The organism is Sphingobacterium sp. MAE (assembly GCF_056711605.1).
The window spans coordinates 4,276,821-4,298,658 of the sequence record NZ_CM160044.1 but is presented as its reverse complement, the minus strand read 5'-3'; the positions used below and the strand labels follow the sequence as shown (position 1 = coordinate 4,298,658).

The 21,838-nt window shown below is 37.2% G+C and carries 17 protein-coding genes and 1 tRNA gene; 7 read left to right on the top strand and 11 right to left on the bottom strand.

Features of this window, described 5'->3' with window-relative positions:
* Nucleotides 1–2: 2 nt before the first annotated feature.
* Both AC06G9_RS18480 and AC06G9_RS18475 read right to left on the bottom strand, forming a co-directional pair.
* On the bottom strand, nucleotides 3–983 hold the full coding sequence (locus tag AC06G9_RS18480) for a c-type cytochrome (RefSeq protein ID WP_480956894.1): 981 nt from the start codon (nucleotides 981–983) through the stop codon (nucleotides 3–5).
* 80 nt (nucleotides 984–1,063) lie between these two features.
* A complete protein-coding gene (locus AC06G9_RS18475; RefSeq protein WP_045753794.1) occupies nucleotides 1,064–1,969 on the bottom strand; it encodes a LysR family transcriptional regulator in 906 nt (301 codons plus the stop codon).
* Between the two features lie 391 nt (nucleotides 1,970–2,360).
* Here AC06G9_RS18475 and AC06G9_RS18470 point away from each other — a divergent pair, with 391 nt between their 5' ends.
* Nucleotides 2,361–2,726 (top strand): BlaI/MecI/CopY family transcriptional regulator, encoded by a 366-nt coding sequence (locus AC06G9_RS18470; RefSeq protein WP_045753795.1) that lies wholly within the window; start codon nucleotides 2,361–2,363, stop codon nucleotides 2,724–2,726.
* Nucleotides 2,727–2,728: 2 nt separating this feature from the next.
* Nucleotides 2,729–4,474 (top strand): TonB-dependent receptor plug domain-containing protein, encoded by a 1,746-nt coding sequence (locus AC06G9_RS18465; protein WP_480956893.1) that lies wholly within the window; start codon nucleotides 2,729–2,731, stop codon nucleotides 4,472–4,474.
* 83 nt (nucleotides 4,475–4,557) lie between these two features.
* Here AC06G9_RS18465 and AC06G9_RS18460 read toward each other — a convergent pair whose 3' ends face one another.
* From AC06G9_RS18460 to AC06G9_RS18420, 9 genes are all read right to left on the bottom strand, one after another.
* Nucleotides 4,558–6,594 carry a beta-N-acetylhexosaminidase gene (locus tag AC06G9_RS18460; RefSeq protein WP_480956892.1) on the bottom strand — a complete coding sequence of 679 codons (2,037 nt, stop codon included), beginning with the start codon at nucleotides 6,592–6,594 and terminating at the stop codon, nucleotides 4,558–4,560.
* Between the two features lie 153 nt (nucleotides 6,595–6,747).
* Nucleotides 6,748–7,311 (bottom strand): aminoacyl-tRNA hydrolase, encoded by a 564-nt coding sequence (pth, locus tag AC06G9_RS18455; RefSeq protein ID WP_045753797.1) that lies wholly within the window; start codon nucleotides 7,309–7,311, stop codon nucleotides 6,748–6,750.
* Between the two features lie 96 nt (nucleotides 7,312–7,407).
* On the bottom strand, nucleotides 7,408–8,154 hold the full coding sequence (gene pstB, locus AC06G9_RS18450) for a phosphate ABC transporter ATP-binding protein PstB (protein ID WP_045753798.1): 747 nt from the start codon (nucleotides 8,152–8,154) through the stop codon (nucleotides 7,408–7,410).
* On the bottom strand, nucleotides 8,144–9,001 hold the full coding sequence (gene pstA, locus AC06G9_RS18445) for a phosphate ABC transporter permease PstA (RefSeq protein ID WP_293923581.1): 858 nt from the start codon (nucleotides 8,999–9,001) through the stop codon (nucleotides 8,144–8,146). The genes pstB and pstA overlap by 11 nt, the downstream gene beginning before the upstream one ends.
* Entirely contained in the window at nucleotides 8,991–9,881 is an 891-nt protein-coding gene (gene pstC / locus AC06G9_RS18440; RefSeq protein ID WP_480956891.1) for a phosphate ABC transporter permease subunit PstC, read from the bottom strand. The genes pstA and pstC overlap by 11 nt, the downstream gene beginning before the upstream one ends.
* Nucleotides 9,882–9,889: 8 nt before the next feature.
* Complete coding sequence (locus tag AC06G9_RS18435; RefSeq protein ID WP_045753800.1) at nucleotides 9,890–10,744, bottom strand: substrate-binding domain-containing protein; 855 nt, start codon at nucleotides 10,742–10,744, stop codon at nucleotides 9,890–9,892.
* A gap of 177 nt (nucleotides 10,745–10,921) precedes the next feature.
* Nucleotides 10,922–11,518, bottom strand: a complete 597-nt coding sequence (locus AC06G9_RS18430) for a 50S ribosomal protein L25/general stress protein Ctc (protein WP_045753801.1) — start codon at nucleotides 11,516–11,518, stop codon at nucleotides 10,922–10,924.
* Nucleotides 11,519–11,659: 141 nt separating this feature from the next.
* Nucleotides 11,660–12,616, bottom strand: coding sequence for a ribose-phosphate pyrophosphokinase (locus AC06G9_RS18425; RefSeq protein ID WP_045753802.1), 957 nt, complete (start codon nucleotides 12,614–12,616; stop codon nucleotides 11,660–11,662).
* A gap of 858 nt (nucleotides 12,617–13,474) precedes the next feature.
* A tRNA-Gln gene (locus AC06G9_RS18420) sits at nucleotides 13,475–13,545 on the bottom strand.
* A 290-nt stretch (nucleotides 13,546–13,835) separates the two neighbouring features.
* Between AC06G9_RS18420 and AC06G9_RS18415 the strand changes: the two genes are divergently transcribed.
* The 5 genes from AC06G9_RS18415 to pyrR all read left to right on the top strand — a co-directional run bounded on the left by AC06G9_RS18415 (nucleotide 13,836) and on the right by pyrR (nucleotide 21,836).
* On the top strand, nucleotides 13,836–16,847 hold the full coding sequence (locus AC06G9_RS18415; protein ID WP_045754567.1) for a glycosyltransferase family 117 protein: 3,012 nt from the start codon (nucleotides 13,836–13,838) through the stop codon (nucleotides 16,845–16,847).
* A 288-nt stretch (nucleotides 16,848–17,135) separates the two neighbouring features.
* Nucleotides 17,136–18,872: a GMC oxidoreductase gene (locus tag AC06G9_RS18410; RefSeq protein WP_045754568.1), complete on the top strand. Its 1,737-nt coding sequence runs from the start codon at nucleotides 17,136–17,138 to the stop codon at nucleotides 18,870–18,872.
* Between the two features lie 5 nt (nucleotides 18,873–18,877).
* On the top strand, nucleotides 18,878–19,510 hold the full coding sequence (locus AC06G9_RS18405) for a gluconate 2-dehydrogenase subunit 3 family protein (protein WP_480956890.1): 633 nt from the start codon (nucleotides 18,878–18,880) through the stop codon (nucleotides 19,508–19,510).
* 159 nt (nucleotides 19,511–19,669) lie between these two features.
* On the top strand, nucleotides 19,670–21,067 hold the full coding sequence (locus tag AC06G9_RS18400) for an APC family permease (RefSeq protein ID WP_293923572.1): 1,398 nt from the start codon (nucleotides 19,670–19,672) through the stop codon (nucleotides 21,065–21,067).
* Between the two features lie 220 nt (nucleotides 21,068–21,287).
* Nucleotides 21,288–21,836, top strand: coding sequence for a bifunctional pyr operon transcriptional regulator/uracil phosphoribosyltransferase PyrR (gene pyrR / locus AC06G9_RS18395; protein ID WP_045754571.1), 549 nt, complete (start codon nucleotides 21,288–21,290; stop codon nucleotides 21,834–21,836).
* The last annotated feature ends 2 nt before the right edge of the window (nucleotides 21,837–21,838 follow it).

Genomic DNA, 21,838 nt, shown 5'->3' with positions numbered 1-21,838 from the left:
TTTTAAAAATTAAAAGGTCCAAATTTATGTTGTATTGCACTAATTTTATCGTTGTAGGGTGGGTAAGGAGAGTCCTTTGGTTTCTTAGCTAAATTGGGATAGTCTTTTTCTTTATTTGCTTTGATAGGTCTCGAAAAAGAATTGATATATGCTGCTACATCATATGCCTCCTCATCTGTTAAGATGGGATTGTCATGTGTAGCACCTAAAGGCATATTCCCTTTAATAAATTTCATTGCCGTCAACACGCGTGCCATTCCTGCACCATCGTTGTAGGAATCATCACCCCATAATGGTGGATATTGATAACCCCTACTATCTGTAAGTTTTTGACCTTCCCCATTTGCACCATGACAACTTTGACACTGTTGTTGAAATACGGCAGCACCATTTTTTTGATTGGCGGCCCGTTCTGGAATGGTGACTTTCACAAATCCCTGACCAGCAATTCTTTTTCCAATAGGTACATTTTTGCTGATATATTTGATATAAGTAATTATGGATCTCATTTCAGTACTGTTGACATCAATAGCATGACCATTCATACTGCGTTCAAAACAACCATTGATACGTTCTTCTAACGATTCTATTTTATCTTCTCTTCCGATGTAAATAGGGAAAACACCCGTTAGACCAACGTAAGGTGCAGCAAATGATTTTGTGCCACCATTGAGATGACAATTGGTACAAGCTAAATGATTACCGATTTTTGTTCCATTGTTCTGATAAAAATAATTGTAAGTCTCCCGAATCAATTTTTCCCCATAACTTGCCATCTTATCTTCGTCAGTTTGCTCATAGGGACTTCGTTTTAATTGATCCACATGTGTGATCATTTCTTCACTTTTATGCTCTTTGGGAGAAGACTTATCAGGCAGAGCATTTGTCATGTAAGCAAATAAAATGATAAAGCATACTAATATACTCGTGATCACCATAATGGTACTACTACTTCTCCTAATTTTTTTTATTTCCTCTTCCATTCATACTTGGGTTTAAAACAAAAGTAGCTGAATCGAAAGCAACACTATAATTCAAAATTATTATTACTCATAACATATGGTTATGAGTAGATTTTACCTTTATGCTGCTGTATAAAGTTCATAAATTTAATAGGTAGACCGGTTAAGCCGCCGACAAGATGTGTGATATAGAAATAACGTTCTATACTGAAATTATCAAATTCTATAATTTTGAGTTCACCATTTTTAAGTTCTTCTTGGATAGCATGAATGGATAAAAATGCTGCAGCATGGCTATATTTGAGATAACGCTTTATACTTTCAGAAGAAGATAACGTAATTTCTGTATGAAGGTGTTGTATAGAAACTCCTGCTTCTTTTAATTTCCGATCAATAATATCGCGGGTACCAGAACCTGCCTCTCTAAAGACGAGAGCTAGTTTGTAGATATCGTTAAGCGCATATTTATCCTCATTGCATATCATATTATTGCATCTGGTGACCAAAACAATTTCATCTTTGATATAAGGAATAAATTTTAACGATCTATTATCGGGCAATCCTTCTGTAATACCTAGATGAATCTCATTTTTTATCAGCAACTGTTCAACACGTTTTGAATTTGCTTGGATCACCTTAATTTCATTTTGTGGAAAATGCTGATTAAATGCTACTAGCATTTTAGGTATGACATACTGGGATATAGTCGTACTTATGCCGAGTAAAAGATTTCCATTTTCCTTTCCAATGATTTCGTTGATTTGATATGTAGCCAGATTATATTGCTCCAAAATAATTTGTGCATGATGATAGAGGATTTTTCCAGCAGGGGTAAGTGCTAGCCGATTTCCTAACCTTTCAAATAGGGCAGTACCTATTGAATTTTCAATTTCTTGAATATTTTTACTCACTGCAGGCTGAGAAATGAACAGTTCCGATGCCGCTTTGGTGAAGTTGAGTGTATGAGCTGCAACATAAAATACTTTTAGTCTAAAATCGAAATCCATATAGCCTTATTGTGATGTCATGTATTGCTCCAAATCTATAAAAAAATAGATGCGATTTCATGGATTAACAACATTGTCACAATAGCGAAGAGCTTTATAAAGGGTTTATTATTCACAAATGTATCTTTTATGCACATTAAATCTGGCAAAAGTTTATGTCATATCCTTCTTTTGTTGTCGGATGATTACACTGCAGTACGCCTAAATCTTGCTGGCACAAATAGGGTATAGGACAGCCCTGTAAGCTGAAAACTTGCAAGCATTTTTTGTTTTACTTTTATAGGGGACAAGTGGCTGTATGTGACTATCGAAAGAAAAAAATAAAATATTTCTTTTGTTTGTTACGATTTATTCGTAGACTTGTGTATAATTAGTAGTTTAATAATCAGATATGGAAAAGTTAACAGCACAAGAAGAACAAGCGATGCAAGCAATTTGGAATCTTAAGGCATGTTTCGTGAAGGAGATTTTAGATCATATTAAAGGAGAGAAAATGCCTTACACCACATTGGCTTCTACAGTTAAAAATTTAGAAAAAAAGGGATTCGTCAAATCTGTTAAATATGCAAATGCCAATCGATATGAGCCCCTTATATCTGAAGAGGATTACAAGGAAAAATTTATGCACTCCTTTGTTGGAGATTATTTCAAGAATTCATACAAAGAGATGGTGTCATTCTTTGTGAAAGAAGAAAAACTTTCTGCATCTGAATTGGAAGAAATCATGCAGATGATTAAAGATAACAAAAGCGAATAAGTATGGAAAATATCCTAAATTATGCTATTCAAATTAATGTATTACTTACTGTTGTCTACTTAGGTTATGCATTTTTATTAAAAAACCTAACATTTTATATGCTCAATCGGGTGTACTTGTTGACAGGTATTGTCTTTTCATTTGTATATCCGTTTCTTGACATACAATCTTGGTTTAGTAAACCCATTCCATCCGTTGGGGAGATCGCGATGGATTGGTCTATGTTTTTGGATCAAGATGTTGAGCAATCATTTTTCACTTTAAATAACATATTGATTATCATATTGGGTATAGGTATTGCTGTTTTATTTATACGGTTTTTGATCCAGATGATCAGTTTGTTGCGCATTCATATCTATTCGGAACCTGCACAATGGCAATCTTATCTTTTTAGAAATGTTTTTATACCTATTGTTCCTTTTTCATTTCTGAATAAAATCTATGTCAATCGAGACCATCATGACGAACCTGAATTATTGGATATTTTTAAACACGAAGATATCCATGTTAAAGGTCTGCACTCTATTGATATTTTGATCAGCGAATTTACTTTAATCAGTAGCTGGTTCAATCCTTTAGTCTGGTTGATGCGGAGAGGGATACGTGAAAATTTAGAATTTTTGACAGACCAACAAGTACTTAACCATGGAGTCGATAAACAAGCATATCAATACAGCCTGTTGCGTGTCAACAGTAGTGGGGGTGCTGCTACATTAGGGAATCAATTTAGTTTTAAAGCCTTAAAAAGAAGGATTATGATGATGAATAAAAAACGATCAGCAAAAATACAAATGAGCAAATATGCTTTTATGCTTCCTGTATTTGTATTAACTGCTGCAGCATTTACTTTAAATAAAGCTGAAGCGAAGATTACAGAAGCGGTAGATGCGGCTAAGGAAATGACTTTAGCACCTGTCGTATCAGAGGTTCAAAAACCTGTTGATACGATAGAGAAAGAAATCGATACCAAGCCAGATACATTAAAAGGAAAAGTAATCGGTTTTAAGGTAAACACCGATACTGTTATCAGAGGAAGTGCAATAGTAGATGCTTCTTTTAAAACAACTGAAGGAACTGGTGCCAAAACCATACGGCTATTCGGTAATAAAACCTTACCGAAGGGAATGTTGTTTTTTGTAGATGGAAAGGAAACTCAGCTTGATGATCTTAATGGTTTAGATCCCTATGAGATTAAGCAAATGACTGTACTCCAAGGGAGTGGTGCGACATCTAAATATGGGGAAAGAGGAAAGGATGGTGTGATTGAATTGGAGACCAACTCTTCTGTGGATAAATCTTCAGCACCAACAGTCTCAGAATCTACTAGTAGTTTGAAGAATAAAAATGACGGAATTGAAATTAAGCAAAGAACTTCTGCAACTTTCGTGAGCACCACTTCACCAAGGATTACTATTCATAAAAGAGATAGATTGGCTAATGACCCCTTATATCTAGTTGATGGAAAAATCTATGAGGGTGAAATAAGTTCAATTCAACCTGATCATATCGAAAGTATAGAAGTTTTAAAAGATGCTTCTGCAACTGCGCTTTATGGAGCCAAAGCAGAAAATGGCGTCATCATCGTAACAACAAAAAAGGAAACCTCCGGAAATTCGACTACATTAAAAAGTGATAACGGAAAAACAATTAAGGGAGTCAGCATTAAAGTGAAAAATAACCACGATTCGGTAAAAACTATACCTGAATCTCAAATGGATGAGATCACTATTATTGGTATTAAAAAATAGAATGGCCTTCATCATAAGATAAAAAAAACTAAAAAAGCTCTAAAATTTTTAATTTTAGAGCTTTTTTAGTTTTTTTCAGACTTTTATCTTGGTTCAGATACGGTAAAGGGTTGATAGGGACTCAGATTGAATGTAAAATTTCCATTTGAATCCGTACCGCCAACACTTCTGACTAGAGCCCTAATTGTATATGTTGCATTTGGATGGTATTGTTTAACTTCAAAATTGTAGAAAAAAGGCTTGATTTTATTGGTACCTCTAAATTTATCAGCTAATGCATGGTGATCATCTACGGCGATGACTTTTCCATTCTCCAATAGTTCGACACCATCGATCTCTAAAAAGTTTTTTCCACCTGTAAAAAAGAAACCAGCTTGCACGCGGCCTGTAGTATACACCTTTTTAGTAACATCAATTGTCATTTCTTTAAACTGCTCAGTAACTGTAGCGGGACTCCATTTTGCTACAGTATATCCCCCGCTTTTATAATAATCAACTTTCAATTCATCCAATCGATCATAATGTTGATCCAAACGAAGAGAAAAATCACTAAAGTCTTTTTTACTTTGAGCTGTCCATCCTGTTTCAGCAACAGCAAGTAACCGAGGGAAATTTTGTACATTCATATCCTTCACCTCTTGTGGAAGAGCTGTCCATTGATTTGCTTGAACACCTAAAATCAGCTTTTCCTCTTCTGGACTGAGACCCTGACTGGGGTCATATTGATAAACACGTGCTATGGTATTGATATTGCCATAAGCTAGATCGCTCATCGTCCCATCATCCCGGTCAGCTTGTGTGATATCAAAATACATAGGTGCAGTAGGAGTTGCCACGCTTTCAAATCCATTTTTCACAGCTTGCTTAATAGCATCCGCACCTAACCAACTCATGATAGCAGTTTCTTTCGGTAGATTTTTAGCATCCACCAGAATATCATTCCATCCCATTGGTTTTCGGCCTTTGCTGCTGATGATATGAGATACACGCTTGACAAAATAACTCTGTAATTCGGTAACTGTTTTAAGATTATTTTTTTTCATGAAATCCGTGACATGAGGTTCCTTTTCCCACAGATCGTGGCGAACTTCATCACCACCAAAGTGAATATATTGTCCAGGAAATAGTCCTACAACCTCAGTAAACACATCGTCAAGAAATTGGTAAACAATTTCTTTAGTGGGATCTAATGTGTTGGGAGTAAATTGATTGCCCCAATATCCCCATGAAGAAACAAATGGAAACACATGATTAGGGTAACTGTTCTGATTAACTCCCAATTCCGGATATACCAAAATAGTAGGCCAAGAGTGTCCGGGTACATCAATTTCAGGGACAATCGTGATGTGGCGTGCTTTGGCATAAGCAACTACCTCTTTAATTTGTTCCTGCGTGTAGAATCCGCTGCGTTCGGCAGGTTGATGGGTGGTGTGGTGGAAAACAGTCGCTTTCTCGGATGTTAATTTGGGATACTTTTTGATTTCAATGCGCCAGCCTTGATCGTCAGTCAAGTGCCAGTGGAAAGTATTCATTTTATAGAGCGCCATGACATCCAAGTATTTTTTGATCACATCTACACTATAAAATGTACGGCTTGCATCCTGCATATATCCGCGCCAATGGTATCTCGGAGCGTCTGTTATCGATGCATTTGGAACAGTCCATCTGCTATTCTGGACGATAGTTTGCTTTTCAATTGTACTAGGTAACAGTTGCCTCAACGTTTGTGTCGCATAGTACAGACCAGTCGCAGAGCTAGCTTTAACAATGATGTTATCCGATTTAATATCCAATGTGTACCCTTCTTGCGGTACGTTTTTTAATTGCTGATCAAGAACAAAGTGAATTCCTTTTTTACGGGCATTTTCTTGTTCGATTTTAAGATCAAGTCCTGTTGCGGTTTTAATTAATTTTACAAATTCCTGTATTTCAGAACGATTTTCCTTATTTATGTAGATCAGCGTCTGGGGATTTAAAGAAAACTCGCCATTTTGTGCAATCATCTCGCTAGGTTTGGGTATGATCGCAAAGCGTGATTCCTGTGCTTCTAGTTGATACGAAAGCAATAAAATGGCTATAATGGAAAGACATTTTTGCTTTGTTTTTTTGATATAAAACATGCTTTATTCGGTTTTTGATTGATATTAGTTCCTTTAAAGGTAGAAAATCATTTTAACTTAAAATGACGCTTTTCGATATCAAACGTTTGCGCTTTTTTGGGATGGCGGCCTCATAAAGAAGGAAGCCGTTAATCTGTTTAACGGCTTCCTTCTTTATTTTGTATTTAAATTTGTCATCGTCAGCTCAATCCCGATATGGACAAAACTATGGATCATTTTTACTGCGTGGTCGATCAGGCGTGGAAGTTCTTTCTGTTCCTCAGGATCAAATGGACCTAAGACATAATCAATTTGCCTGCCTTTTGGATAATTATCACCAATTCCAAAACGAAGACGTGGATAAGCTTGTCCTCCGCACAAAGCTTCAATCGATTTTAATCCATTATGCCCCGCAGCTGAACCTTTAGGTTTAATCCGTAATGAACCAAATGGAATAGCCAGATCGTCGACAATCACTAATGTGTTTTCGATAGGTACCTTTAGCAGTTGCATGTAATAATTCATGGCCTTACCACTTAAATTCATATAAGTCGTGGGTTTGATCACATACACGTTATGTCCACGCTGCTTGAACTCGGAGTAGGCAGCCAGTTTTAACGTTGAAAAAGAAGCATTGGCCTCTTTCACCAGTTGATCAGCAACCATGAAACCAATATTATGACGCGTGTCGGCATATTCTCTTCCGATATTGCCTAATCCTACGATAAGATAATTCATTGTTTAATACTTAGCCTGCAAAAGTAAGGAAACCTTTTCAAATACAATAGACATGCTATGCTTTAACTGGTAAAATAACAACGATTAGCTGACTCCTTATCCAAAGTGACCTTTAATGTAGTTTTTCGTGATCTCGTGCTGCGGATTGTTAAAGATATCGATCGTAGCACCCTCTTCTTTGACTTCACCCAGGTACATAAAGATCGTTTTATCAGCGACACGCTGTGCCTGTTGCATATTATGAGTAACGATGACAATGGTATATTGATCCTTTAACTGATGGATCAGTTCTTCAATTTTCAACGTACTAATCGGATCTAAAGCCGAGCAGGGTTCATCCATTAAAATAACATCAGGTCGAAGTGCAACTGCACGGGCGATACATAAACGTTGTTGTTGTCCGCCGGATAATCGGGTTGCTGGTTTCTTAAGATCATCTTTCACTTCATCCCAAAGATATACCTCCTCCAAAGCCTTTTGAATCACAGCAGGGCTTGCATCCAAATTATTCAACTTTAATCCGTAGGCGATATTTTCCTGTATACTTTTTGGGAATGGATTTGCCTTTTGGAAAACCATACCGATTCTTTTGCGGATATCCGTCACAGATATCCCTTTTTGGTAGATATTCTGACCGTCAATACTTACCATTCCTTCAATTCTGGCATCTGGCACCAGGTCGTGCATACGATTAAACGATCGCAGCAAAGTACTTTTGCCGCATCCAGAAGGGCCAATTAAAGCAGTGACTTTTTTTTCAGGAAATTCAATATCAATTCCCTTTAAAACATGTTTAGAACCAAACCAGATATTCAGGTCTTTGGTATATAAATTATTGGTCATTTTTTCTGTATTTATAACGAATGTAGAAAGCGGTTAAATTCATTAAGAAAACCACCATGATCAGTACGAGTGCAGTTCCATACGCTAATGGACGAACTTCTTCAATAGATTGATGTTGCGTCGATAGCATGTAAAGATGGTATGGTAAAGCCATAAACTCTTGACTGGTATTGACAGAAACATCTGTGATATAAAATGCAACACCTGTAAATAAAATTGGAGCAGTTTCTCCAGCAGCTCGAGATAATGTCAAGACAACACCAGTCAATATACCAGGTAATGATGCAGGTAAAACAACATCTTTAATGGATTCAAATTTTGTCGCTCCTACAGCGAGAGCAGCCTCGCGCATACTGGCCGGAATACGGAGTAATGCTTCTTCTGTTGTCGTGATGATATAGGGTAATGATAGAAGACCCAGCGTCAATCCTGCAGATAGGAGCGATGTTCCGAAGTGTAAGCCCTGTACAAATAATGCTAATCCAAATAAACCATAAATAATAGAGGGAACACCCGATAGGTTACGGATTGAAGCTCTAATGGTGCGCGTCAACCAAGTATTCTTAGCATATTCATTTAAATAGATTGCGCAGCAAACGCCAAATGGAATAGAAAATAGAGCTGTGATTAACGTTAAAATAACAGTTCCGATAATCGGAGAGAGCACGCCCCCCTTTGTCATGCCGTCTGTAGGTAATTCGCTGATGAAAGACCAGGACAAGGAAGACCATCCCTTTGAGAAAATTTCGTATAGGATGACAATTAAGAAAAAGCATACCAATCCCGTTGAGAGCAGTAGTGATCCCCATTCAATAACAGGAGTTATTTTTTTAAAATTAAGCCGCATGATATTTTCTAAAACGATTAATAAAATATTCACCAACCAAATTGGCAATTAAAGTCATAAAGAATAAGACGATCGCAATAGCAAATAAAGCAAAGTAATGTGTCGTCTGATAAGGTACTTCGCCCATTTCAATGGCAATAGTTGCTGTGATGGTCTTGACCGAGTCAAAAAAGTCTTGCGGAAAAAGTGCCGCGTTTCCCGTTGCCATTAATACGGTCATCGTTTCGCCGATCGCACGTCCCAGCCCCAACATAACTGCAGCAATTATACCTGGAGCAGCAGCTGGAATCGTGATTTTAATTAACGTTTCCCATTTACTGGCACCCAAAGCATAACTCCCTTCACGATAGGTTTTGGGGATGGCATGTATGGCATCTTCAGATATGGTAATAATAGTTGGCAATGCCATGATCGCAAGTAATAAAGAACCGTTTAAAGCATTTAACCCATTAGGTAGATCCGTAAGTTCCGCGATTTTTGGTCCCACCAATACAATGCCTAAAAAACCGATGACAACAGATGGTATGGCAGCCAACATCTCGATTAAAGGTTTTAATATGTTTTTAACCTTTGGACTTGCATATTCTGAGATGTAAGCTGCTGTTCCAATACCCAGAGGAATAGCAATTACCATAGCACCAAATGCAACGATTGTCGTACTGACGATCAGGGGTAAGATACCGTAGGTCGGAGTAGCAGCTGTGGGATTCCATTCACGGCCAGTTAGAAAATCAAAGGGTTTAACCTCTAAAAAGAAGGAGATGGCGTTATATAATAACATCCCAAAGATTCCACCCAGAAGTGCCAATACCAAATATCCTGTCAGCTTGAAGGTGTATTGTGCAACACGATCAATTACAATTCTATTTTTATACTTCATAACCTATATTAGTGAATAACATAATACCCTGATGCTTCGATTAGATTTTTGCCCTTAGCATTTTTTTCAAATGAAATAAAGGGTTCTACCTTTTTCCAAGACTTTTCGGGAATAAATTGGAATAATGGACGCTGGAAATAATAGCGATTTTGACGAATAGCCTCTTGATCCAATGGAGAAACTGCCGTATTCGTGTTATCAATAATTTTTAAAACCTTGATACCTTGTTGGACATTGGTATTTTGCGAGATATAACCTGCACCGACATATCCGATACCGGATTTATCCAATTTTACACTTTCCAAAATCTGGGAATTACCCGTCATTTCTTTAGCAGCCTGACTAAAAGTAATTTTTAATTTTTTCTTGACAAAAGAGTATGTTCCAGAGCTACTTTGTCTACCATAGATAGTAATGGGCGATTTATTATTTGATAATTTTGACCATGAATCTTGTGTTCCATCTAAAATTTCTGCTAAATCTTTTAAGTTGATCGCTTCAAGGGGATTATCTTTATTGACGACAAATGCGGTTGCATCCTCGGCAAAGACAACCGTTCGCAAAGGAATGTTCTTCTGTTTAAATAGGTTTATTTCGTCTTCCGTTAAAGGGCGAGAAGAGTTTGCAATATCAGCTTGCCCGTTGAGTAGCGCAGTGATGCCCAGACCAGAGCCTCCTCCAGAGATGGCAATACTAAAATCAGCATTCTCTTTTGAAAATTCCTCTGCAAGATTTACAGCTAAATTGACCTCGGTGTCTGAACCTTTCATTTTGATGGCATGATCCGCATCAGCGCAGCTTTGAGTCAAAACAAGGATGGAGAATAAGAAGAGCTGTGGATATCCAAAAATGTGCTTTTTCATTACTTTTATAAAACAAGTCGAGACTTTAAGATGTTTTCAAAAGTAATGATACACTGTTAATTCGTCATGAACCAAATGTTAAGAAGGTGTTAATAATTAATTTGCTAAACTTTTCTTAACAAAAAAGGCATCGAATGATCGATGCCTTTTAAAAGCTGTTTAATAAATCTGGAAAGATTATTTTTTACCACCTTTAGTTGCTTTCGCAGCTTCTTGTTCTGCTTGACGTAAAGCACGTGACATAATAACAGATACGATAGTATCGTCAGAATTGTTTAATACTTTAGCGTTTTCTAAAACTACTTGAGCAACGCGGAAAGATTTACCAACTTCCAAAGATTCCATAGGAACTTCAATTTCTTGAGGTAAGTCACCAGGTAAAGCTTTAACACGTAATTTACGTAATTTTTGAACTAATTTACCCCCTAATTTAACACCTGGAGAAGTTCCAGTTAATTTTACAGGAATATTTATTGTAACTTCTTTCTCGTCATTTAACTCTAAAAAGTCAATATGAGTAACTAAGTCAGTTAATGGGTGGAATTGAGCGTCTTGAACGATAGCTTTTACAGTTTTTCCATCAAGGTTTAAGTCAATGAAGACAACCTCTGGAGTGTAAAGAACTGCTTTCAAATCAGCTGCGGATACAGAAAGGTGTGTTTGTGTAGAACCACCATAAAGAACTGCAGGAACATTACCTACGTAACGCAATTCTTTTGAATCTCTTTTCCCTACGTTCTGTCTTACAGAACCGCTAATAGCAATTGATTTCATCTTTAATTTGATTAAATTTTGAGGTGCAAAGATATGTATTTTTATTTATAATAATAGGTTGATAGCTATTATTATAAATAAAAAAACCTTTCTCTGCAAAAGAGAAAGGTCATATTATATCATTAATGGTCAACAGAATGATTATTCAACCTCGAATAAATCAGAAATTGAACCGTGTTGATTGACATTTTTAATTGCTTTTCCAAATAATTCAGCAGTAGATAACACTCTGATTTTAGTGGAAAGTTTCATTTTTTCTGGATCTAATTGAATCGTATCTGTAACAATCATTTCTGATAATACCGAATTTTCAATAGTTTCGTATGCTTTACCTGATAATACAGCATGTGTACAAACCGCTCTAACAGATTTGGCTCCACTTTCCATAATCAATGCCGCCGCTTTTGATAATGTGCCAGCCGTATCGCAAATGTCATCGATCAAAACTACGTCCTGACCAGTTACATCGCCAATGATAGACATCGACTCAATTTCATTAGCACGTTTACGACGTTTGTCACAGATGATCACTTCTGCATTAAAGAATTTTGCAAATGTACGAGCGCGGTAAGAACCACCCATGTCTGGAGATGCAATCGTCAAGTTAGGAAGATTCAGTGATTTGATGTAAGGGACAAAGATAATTGAACCATCTAAGTGATCAACAGGGATATCGAAGAAGCCTTGGATTTGAGCAGCGTGTAGATCCATGGTCATGATGCGGTGTGCACCTGCAGCAGTAATTAAATTCGCAATCATTTTAGCACCGATAGCCACACGAGGTTTATCTTTACGGTCTTGACGTGCGAAGCCAAAATAAGGAACCACTGCGGTAATGTAATGTGCTGAAGCACGCTTTGCAGCATCAATCATCAACAATAATTCAAATAAATTATCTGTTGGCTGATTGGTCGATTGAACGATAAATACGTCGCTACCACGAACAGACTCATTGTAAAAAGGCTGGATTTCTCCATCGCTAAAACGAGCTAACGTTTTATCTCCAAGAGGTTTCCCATAGGAAGAAGCGATTTTTTCTGCTAATTCTGTAGTGCCAGAACCGGCGAATAACTTAACCGTGTTGAATTGCAAAGGCATGGTTTTTTATTTTTGATATAGTGGATTAGAATAGAATTTTCTGTTTGTATGTTGCCAATTACTTTCTAATGACTTAAAAAAAAAGGATTGTTTTTGATAACAATCCATTTTTTTCTTTTTTAAAGTTGCTCGACCTGGATTCGAACCAAGACAAACAGTACCAAAAACTGTCGTACTACCCTTATACTATCGAGCAATCTATCTTAAAGATTTGTTTGATATTGCAACCGCCCTTATCCTTTCGATGGTGCAAAGTTAGATAAATGTTTTTAATTTCAAAATCTCAATCGAAAAAAAATATCAAAAATTTAAATACTGCCTCATTATGAGCATAAAAAAGTATATGACCCACTTCCGTACTGATTGCGTTGTGCCGACACCTAGTTTCAATCGTCAAAATCTTACGGATATAAATTTTCGCTCCCCGTACATTATATATTGGATATAATCCACATGAGGTTATTCAGTTTTTATAATTATTTGGAAGTATCTTTTTAATAAAAAAGTGAAGTCATGTTCCGTCTGTGAAGCGTAAGTTCTGTATGGGTTCGATCGCCATGCTATATGATGGATAGTCTATGCTCTCAGGCAATATGTTGCAGCACTTTAAATATACTTCTTTCGATAAGTTTGAACCCATATTTATAAACGCATCATAAATAAAATAAAAATAGCAATGTGAATACAAATTGCTCTATAAATTTAAGATCCTAAAATAGGAGGGAGGATAAGTAATGAAAGCGGTTACTTATGCGGAATATATGGCGAATTGTTTTGTGAATAAGTTGGGCTTTTGCGGATCAATTTGCAAAAGTGTTAAAACGAAAAAAGGCTTACCGAAGTAAGCCTTTTTAAATGTTGCCCGACCTGGATTCGAACCAAGACAAACAGTACCAAAAACTGTCGTACTACCCTTATACTATCGGGCAAACATGCTCAAAAGAGTAACACTATGGAAGCGTGTTGGTCACTTTTGATGATGCAAATATACGGTGCTTTTTCATTTCTGCAAATAAAAAAGTATCATTAAATCCATTTTGATTGATTTTCAGGCTGATAATTTTAAAATTTATTTTCAAGAAGGATTTGAAGCCGAATTTTGAGACAGATGTCACGGTAACAAATTTGACTTTTACTGGATAAAAAAATATAATTTATTCGTTTCTTATTAAATATCCTTATTTTCGGAACGTATTATAATCTTTATACAGTATAATTTATGAACTATACTAAAATTAACAATGTTTTAGGGTGGACGTGTGCAATTATTGCTACGGTCACTTATATGTTAACCGCTGAAAGGTCAACGAGTTGGTGGGACTGTGGCGAGTTTATTGCCTCCGCATATAAAATGCAGGTCGTTCACCAACCAGGTGCTCCCTTATTTTTGATGATTCAAAATATATTCTCAAACCTTGCGGGTGGAGATGTAACACGTATCGCTTTTTGGATGAATGTGGGATCTGGTGTATGTAGCGGTATCACTATTCTGTTTTTGTTTTGGACCATTACAGCATTAGCGCGTAAAGTGGTCACAAAATCTATAGACGGAGAATATACAAGTGTAGATCTGATCAAAATATTTGGATCGGGTTTGGTAGGAGCATTAGCTTATGCCTTTTCAGATACATTTTGGTTCTCGGCAGTTGAATCCGAAGTATATGCGATGTCATCGTTATGTACAGCAGTTGTTTTTTGGGGCATTTTGAAATGGGAAAATCATGCAGATGAGCCAGGAGCGGATCGTTGGTTGATTCTGATTGCTTATGTGATGGGTCTATCAATTGGTGTTCACTTATTGAACTTACTGGTTATACCGGCAATTGCATTGGTGATTTACTTTAAAAGAGCCAAAACAATTACGAGTAAAGGAGCAATTCAATCCTTCTTATTAGGTGTTGTCGTACTGGCAGTTATTTTATGGGGTATCATTCAATATTCGGTTAAGTTTGCCGCTTATTTCGATTTATTCTTTGTGAATACCTTAGGACTGGGATTTGGAACGGGATTTACATTTTTTGTTGTTTTATTAGTGGCATTATTAGCTTACGGTATCTGGTATTCAGTCAAAAAAGTGAAACCGATTTTAAATATCGTATTGATCAGTGCCTCGTTTATTATTTTTGGTTACAGTTCTTTTGCCATGATTATGATTCGTGCAAAAGCAAATCCAACCTTAAATAATAGTGATCCTGAAAATGCTTTTACATTTTTAAGTTATTTAGGTCGTGAACAATATGCCAGTGAACCTTTATTTAAAGGGCCTAACTTTGATTCTAAAATCACAGGTGTAGAACCCACTTATTCATACCGAAAAGATAAAGATAAGTATACGAAGATCCAGACAGGGTCTACTTATCAGTATGATAAAGAAGTTCTATTCCCACGTGTATATAGTAATAGAGATGGACACCCAGGGTATTATCAAGATTATTTAAGATTAGGAGAGGGACAGTCCCCAACTTTTGGTGATAACCTAAAATTCTTCTTAAATTATCAGATTGGACATATGTACGGACGTTATTTCCTATGGAATTTTGCTGGTCGTCAAAATGATCAACAAGGTCACGGTACTTATACAGAAGGAAATTGGATTTCGGGTATTAAGCCTATAGATCAGATGTTGGTCGGTGGACAGGATGCACTTCCTGATTCATTGAATACAGACCCATCAAACAATAAATATTTCTTTTTACCATTAATCATTGGACTGATTGGTGCATTCTGGCACTTTGGGAAAAGGCAAAAAGACGCGGGTGTCGTCGGGCTGCTCTTTTTCTTTACAGGATTGGCGATTGTATTATATTTAAATCAAAGTCCATTACAACCACGTGAACGTGACTATGCGTATGCAGGATCGTTTTACGCATTTGCGATATGGATTGGCTTGGGTGTATTTGCAATAGCAGATTTCTTGGGTAAGAAAATGAATCCAAAGACTGCTGCAAGTTTGACGACGGTAGTTTGTCTATTAGCAGCTCCCGTTTTATTGGCTAAGGAAAATTGGGATGATCACGATCGTTCCCATAAGTTAACAGCTCGTGATCTTGCTAAGGATTATTTAGAGTCATGTGCTCCGAATGCGATATTGTTCACCTACGGTGATAACGATACCTATCCATTATGGTATGTACAAGAGGTGGAAGGTGTACGTACAGATGTACGTGTCGTCAACTTAAGCTTATTAAGTGCAGATTGGTATATGGCTCAAATGCAACAAAAAGTTAATGATGCAGATGCCTTACCGATTAATATTGAAAAAGAGAAATTCAAAAAAGGTGTCCGCGACGTCATGTATTACCAAGATGTTCAAGTACCTGGACATGTTGATCTGAATTTAGTATTGCAGATCATGCTATCGGATGACCCTAAAAATAAAGCGCAGTTGAATTCTGGTGAGTTTGAAAACTTCTTACCAACGAAAAATCTAGCATTAGCGGTAGATCGAAATGCTGTCATTCAAAATAAAACAGTACCAAAAGAATGGGAAAGTTCAATTCCTGATACTTTGGCATGGACCTATAACAAAAACTATGTGACTCGTGCAGAATTGTCGATCTTATCTATTTTGGCAAATAACAACTGGAAAAGGCCTATTTATTTTGCTGCAACAGTGCCAAATGATAACTATTTAGGATTAGATAAGTATTTAGTACAAGAAGGTTTTGCCTACCGATTGATGCCTGTGCAGGTGGCAAAAGAGAATGAAGGTTCTCTAGTAAACGCAGATGCTGCTTATACTGCTATTACCAAAAAATATAGTTGGGGCAATATGGCGACTTCACCATACCTAGATCCAGAGTCTTATCGTATGATCGGGTTAATTACCAATTCCATATTGGGAAGTACCGCGACGCAGTTGATGGAGCAAGGAAAAGACAAAGAAGCAAAAGAAGTCGCTTTACTGGCTTATGAAAAAATGCCAAAACGTGTTTTCTTAATGCGTGATGCTTTAAATTATACTCCGATCATCAATATCTTGTATAGTGTTGGAGAAACTCAAAAAGCAACTGATATTGTCAATCGCAATCTCGTATTCTTAAAGCAAAATATGGCATATTATAATGCTATTGCACAAACGAAAACAGAGTTAGAATATGCAAATATTCAAACAGCGCTAAGGACATTGGGTGTTTATAAGAGTATTTTGTCTCAGACAAAAGAGACAAAATTACAACAAGAAGTCGAGCAGCTTGAAAATAATTATAAAAAGCAATTTGGCTTAGAATAAATACTGTGATACACAAAAAAATAGGCTTACAATTTTGTAAGCCTATTTTTTTGTGTCTTATATTTTAATTTGACGGAACAAGCTTGAGCGTTTAAAATATGAAATGAATTGTAAAGGCTTGTTTACAAAGTGCTAAATCGATAAAATTGTTTTGAACTTTCAAGAATTTTAGATAATTTGTCGCTTCATCTAACAATTAATTATAACCAAACAGTTTTGAAGTTTCATCTTTATTTTATTGCATATCATGGTAACATGGATGGCTTCGGAGAAAATTAAAAATTAATTATGGTAAATTATCAAATAAAGGAAAGTGCAGAAGTCTATGATGCTATTGTCGTCGGATCAGGAGCCGGTGGTGGGATGGCGGGCTATATCCTTGCCAATGCCGGGCTAAAGGTACTGATGTTGGAGGCAGGTCCTTTTTACGATCCAGCAAAAGATTCATTACAGTTACGTTGGCCTTGGGAGTCTCCGCGACGTGGAGCTTCGACCACGCGGCCGTTTGGAGACTTTGATGCCGCATTTGGAGGCTGGCAAATCGAAGGAGAACCCTATAGCAAAGTAGCAGGTACTGAATTTGAATGGTTCCGTGCTCGCATGTTAGGAGGACGTACTAATCACTGGGGTAGGATATCGCTGCGCATGGGACCTGATGATTTCAAACCCAAAGATGGTGTCACCGACGAATGGCCAATTACTTATGATGAAGTCAAACCATTTTATGATCGTGTAGACCGGATGATCGGTGTATATGGCACCAAGGAGGGTATACACAATGAACCCGACGGGATTTTTATGAAACCACCAAAACCAAGATTAAATGAGTTGTACATCGCAAAAGGAGCCAAGAAAGCAGGAGTCCCTGTTATTCCGGGCCGTGGAGCCGTGCTGACCGAAGTATCGAAAGAGATCAAAGGTAGAGGTACATGTTTTTACTGTGGTCAGTGTGGTCGTGCTTGTAAAGTGTATGGCGATTTTTCATCTTCATCTTGTTTAGTCATACCAGCAATAAATACAGGCAATCTGAAAGTAATTGACAACGCTATGGTGAGGGAAGTCCTGACCAATGATGAAGGGTTAGCCATTGGTGTTTCTTATGTGAATACCAAAGATATGCAAGAATATGCCGTAAAAGGAAAAACAGTTATTTTAGGAGCTAGTGCCTGTGAGAGTGCGCGTATTATGCTCAATTCCAAATCTAAAGCTCATCCTGGTGGAGTGGGTAATAGCAGCGGTGTAGTCGGTAAATATCTGCATGATTCTACCGGTGCCAGTCTGTCTGGTTTTTTACCACAATTGTTAGATCGAAAACGTTATAATGAAGATGGTGTAGGAAGCGTGCATATTTACTCTCCATGGTGGGAAGATAACAAAAAGCTTAATTTCCCTCGTGGATATCATATTGAATATGGAGGTGGACTCCATATGCCTTCGTATGGATTCTTGAATTGGGTCCCTAATGTAAATAATAATGCGAAAGGTGCCGATGGAAAGCAAAAGCCATTAGGTGGATATGGAGAGTCATTGAAGCAAGACTACAATAGCTTCTATGGTGCAAATGTGGGTATGGCTGGTAGAGGAACCGCTTTAGCACGAATTGATAACTATTGCGAGATTGATCCCAATAAAGTAGATAAATTTGGTATTCCTGTGCTACGCTTCCATTATAAATGGGCTAATGAAGAAATAGCACAGGCCAAGCATATGCAAGAAACGTTTCAATCCATCATGCATGAAATGGGGGCTGTGATCACCTCTAAGATTCCAGGTGCAGATACACTCTATGGCTTGGAGGCGCCAGGTAAGATTATACACGAAGGAGGAACGACCCGCATGGGTAATGATCCTAAAACTTCAGCATTAAATAAATGGGGGCAGGCACATGATTGTAAAAATCTGTATGTCGTAGACGCAGGACCATTTGTTCAACAAGGGGATAAAAATCTGACTTGGACGATATTAGCCCTGTCGATGCGCACTGCAGAATATATTTTACAAGAAAAGAAAAACTTAAATAGCTAGGACTCATGAATAGAAGAGAATCACTAAAAGCATTAGGTCTCATTGCAGCAGGAACGGGCCTGTTGGCAGGATCCTGTAATACCGATAAAAGTAAAACAGTAGCGGTAGATACTTCAGACCGCCTTCCAGGAATACAGGATTTTGAATATGAACGCACAAAAGCACTATTAGAAGAGAAATTTTTTAACGAACATGAGTTTGCGACCATTACTGTATTAGCCGATATCATTATTCCTAAAGATGCGTCTTCGGGAAGTGCCTCAGATGCAGGGGTGCCCGACTTTATTGAGTTTATCGTGAAAGATTTACCAGATAATAAAATTCCAATGCGGGGTGGCTTAAAATGGCTAGATGTACAATGTCAAAAAAGATTTGGACAAGCATTTGTTAATTGTAAGCAGCAGGAACAATTGGATATCGTCGATGATATTGCTTATCCTGAATTAGCGAGACCTGAAATGCAGCAAGGAGTTGCTTTCTTTTCACTCATGCGCAACCTGACTGCTTCTGGATTTTATACCAGCGAAATCGGAGTAAAAGCAATCGGTTTTCAAGGAAATACACCAGGCGTGTGGAACGGTGTTCCAGATGATGTATTGAAACAACATGGATTTGATCCAACTAAATTTTTTGGATAAAACATAAAAAATAACTGCCTGACATATTTAAAAAAGGACGTTCAGACCCATGCCCTTATTTCTATTTTATTAGAAATAAGGGCATTTTTTTTATTCTTGTTAACCTCTTGTTTTTCAAGAATATTTGTAAGTTTGTCAAAGGTAACCAGCCTATAATATATGAATCGACAACTCAAACTTTGGGATGCTATTATGATTGTAATGGGATCAATGATTGGAAGTGGAATTTTTATTGTTTCATCAGATATGATGCGACAGTTAGGTTCGGGATGGTGGGTCATAATCGTATGGGTCATTACAGCCGTGATGACTGTTTCTGCAGCCCTATGTTACGGCGAGTTGTCCGCTTTATTTCCCAAAGCGGGAGGCCAATATACCTACTTGACTGAAGTCTTTGGAAAAATGACAGGCTTTTTATATGGCTGGAGCCTATTTACCGTTATTCAAACTGGAACTATTGCTGCAGTAGCAGTGGCATTTGGAAAATTTACAGCCTACCTCATTCCTGAACTCAATAACGCTCCCCCCTTATACCAAAATGGCTCCTTTAAGATTACCTGGATTCAAATACTTGCGATGTTCGTTATCTTAATACTCACCTTTATCAACACTAGGGGAGTACGAAGCGGAAAAATAATACAATCCTTTTTTACATCATCAAAGATCATTGCCTTAATTCTACTCATAATAGGCGGTATATTTATGATCAAAGAAAATCATTTTTCTGAAAACTTGAGTTATGGCTTAAATTCCTATCAAAATTTGAAAGGTCTCGGCTGGACAGATATCAGTGGTGGGATTTTGTTAGGAGGTATTGCTGCTGCAATGGTAGGTTCAGTTTTCAGTAGTGTTGCTTGGGAGAACGTCACTTTTATTGCAGGGGAAATTGAAAATCCCAAACGCAACGTTGTTCGGGCGATGGTGATCGGTACATCCTTAGTGATGGTGCTTTATTTACTCTGTAACTATGTGTACTTATCTGCATTAAGTAGGGAAGAGATTGCATTTGCTGTCAATGACCGTGTGGCGGTCGCGACAGCCAATAAAATATTGGGCGAAACAGGAACGATTATTATGGCTATTCTAGTCATGATATCTACATTTGGCTGTGTCAACGGTATTGTGCTCTCCGGCGCAAGGGTATTTCAACGGATGGCAAAAGATGGTTTATTCTTGAAGCAAGCTATACCTAATAATAAATACGAAGTACCTGAAAAATCACTATGGTTGCAGGGAATATGGGCTTCACTACTATGTTTGAGCGGTCAGTATGGAGACTTGCTTGACATGATATCTTTTGTGATTGTCTTATTTTATATGATCACGGTATTTGCTGTGATTTGGCTTCGATTTAAACAACCAAATTTAGAACGTCCTTATAAAACGGTAGGATACCCGATCGTTCCTTTAATTTACTTACTTATTGGAGCGGCATTTTGTATCTTATTGATTTTATATAAACCACAATACACATGGCCTGGTTTTATTCTTATTATTCTGGGACTACCTGTTTACTGGTTGATAAACAAGAAAAGAACAGCTACGATAGATTCATAAAACAAGCTTATGAGAGCCTGCTTGCTTGTTTTACCCGGTATACGATAAATCTTGTTCTGGATGGTGCGTAGAAATTAGAAATGTATACAATGATTTTATAGGAAGGGTAGGGGCATTTCTAGTTTTTAATGGTGCTTTTATGTCGTTCATCCGACAATAAATTCATCTTTTATTCGGATTTTTTCGAAAAAAGTGGTACGTTTGCTTAAACATTCCCTTAATGAAACAGTCGATTTTATTAGATGGACCAAAATTTCAGATTACCATTCAAAGACTTTGTCGTCAATTGATTGAGAATCATGGAGATTTTTCAAATACAGTTATAATTGGTATACAACCTCGTGGAACTTTCTTAGCCAGATGCATTGTCAAAGAATTGGAGAAAATGTTGGGTACATCAATTTTAAGTGGTGATTTGGATATTACATTTTACCGTGACGATTTTCGTAGAAAAGGTAATGATGGTCCCATTTTAGCTAACAGCACAAACATCAATTTTATTGTAGAAGGTAAAAAGGTCATTTTGATGGATGACGTCCTTTGGACTGGTCGAACCATTCGTTCTGCGATGGATGCCATTCAAGCATTTGGTCGAGCCGAACGTATCGAACTACTTGTGCTCGTTGACCGTCGTTTTTCAAGACAGATCCCGATCCAACCCGATTATATTGGAATTCAAGTGGATTCTATTGATTCGCAAAAAGTGATTGTGAACTGGCAGGAGTCGGATAATCAGGATAGTATTATCTTGGTAACAGAGAAAAAATAGAA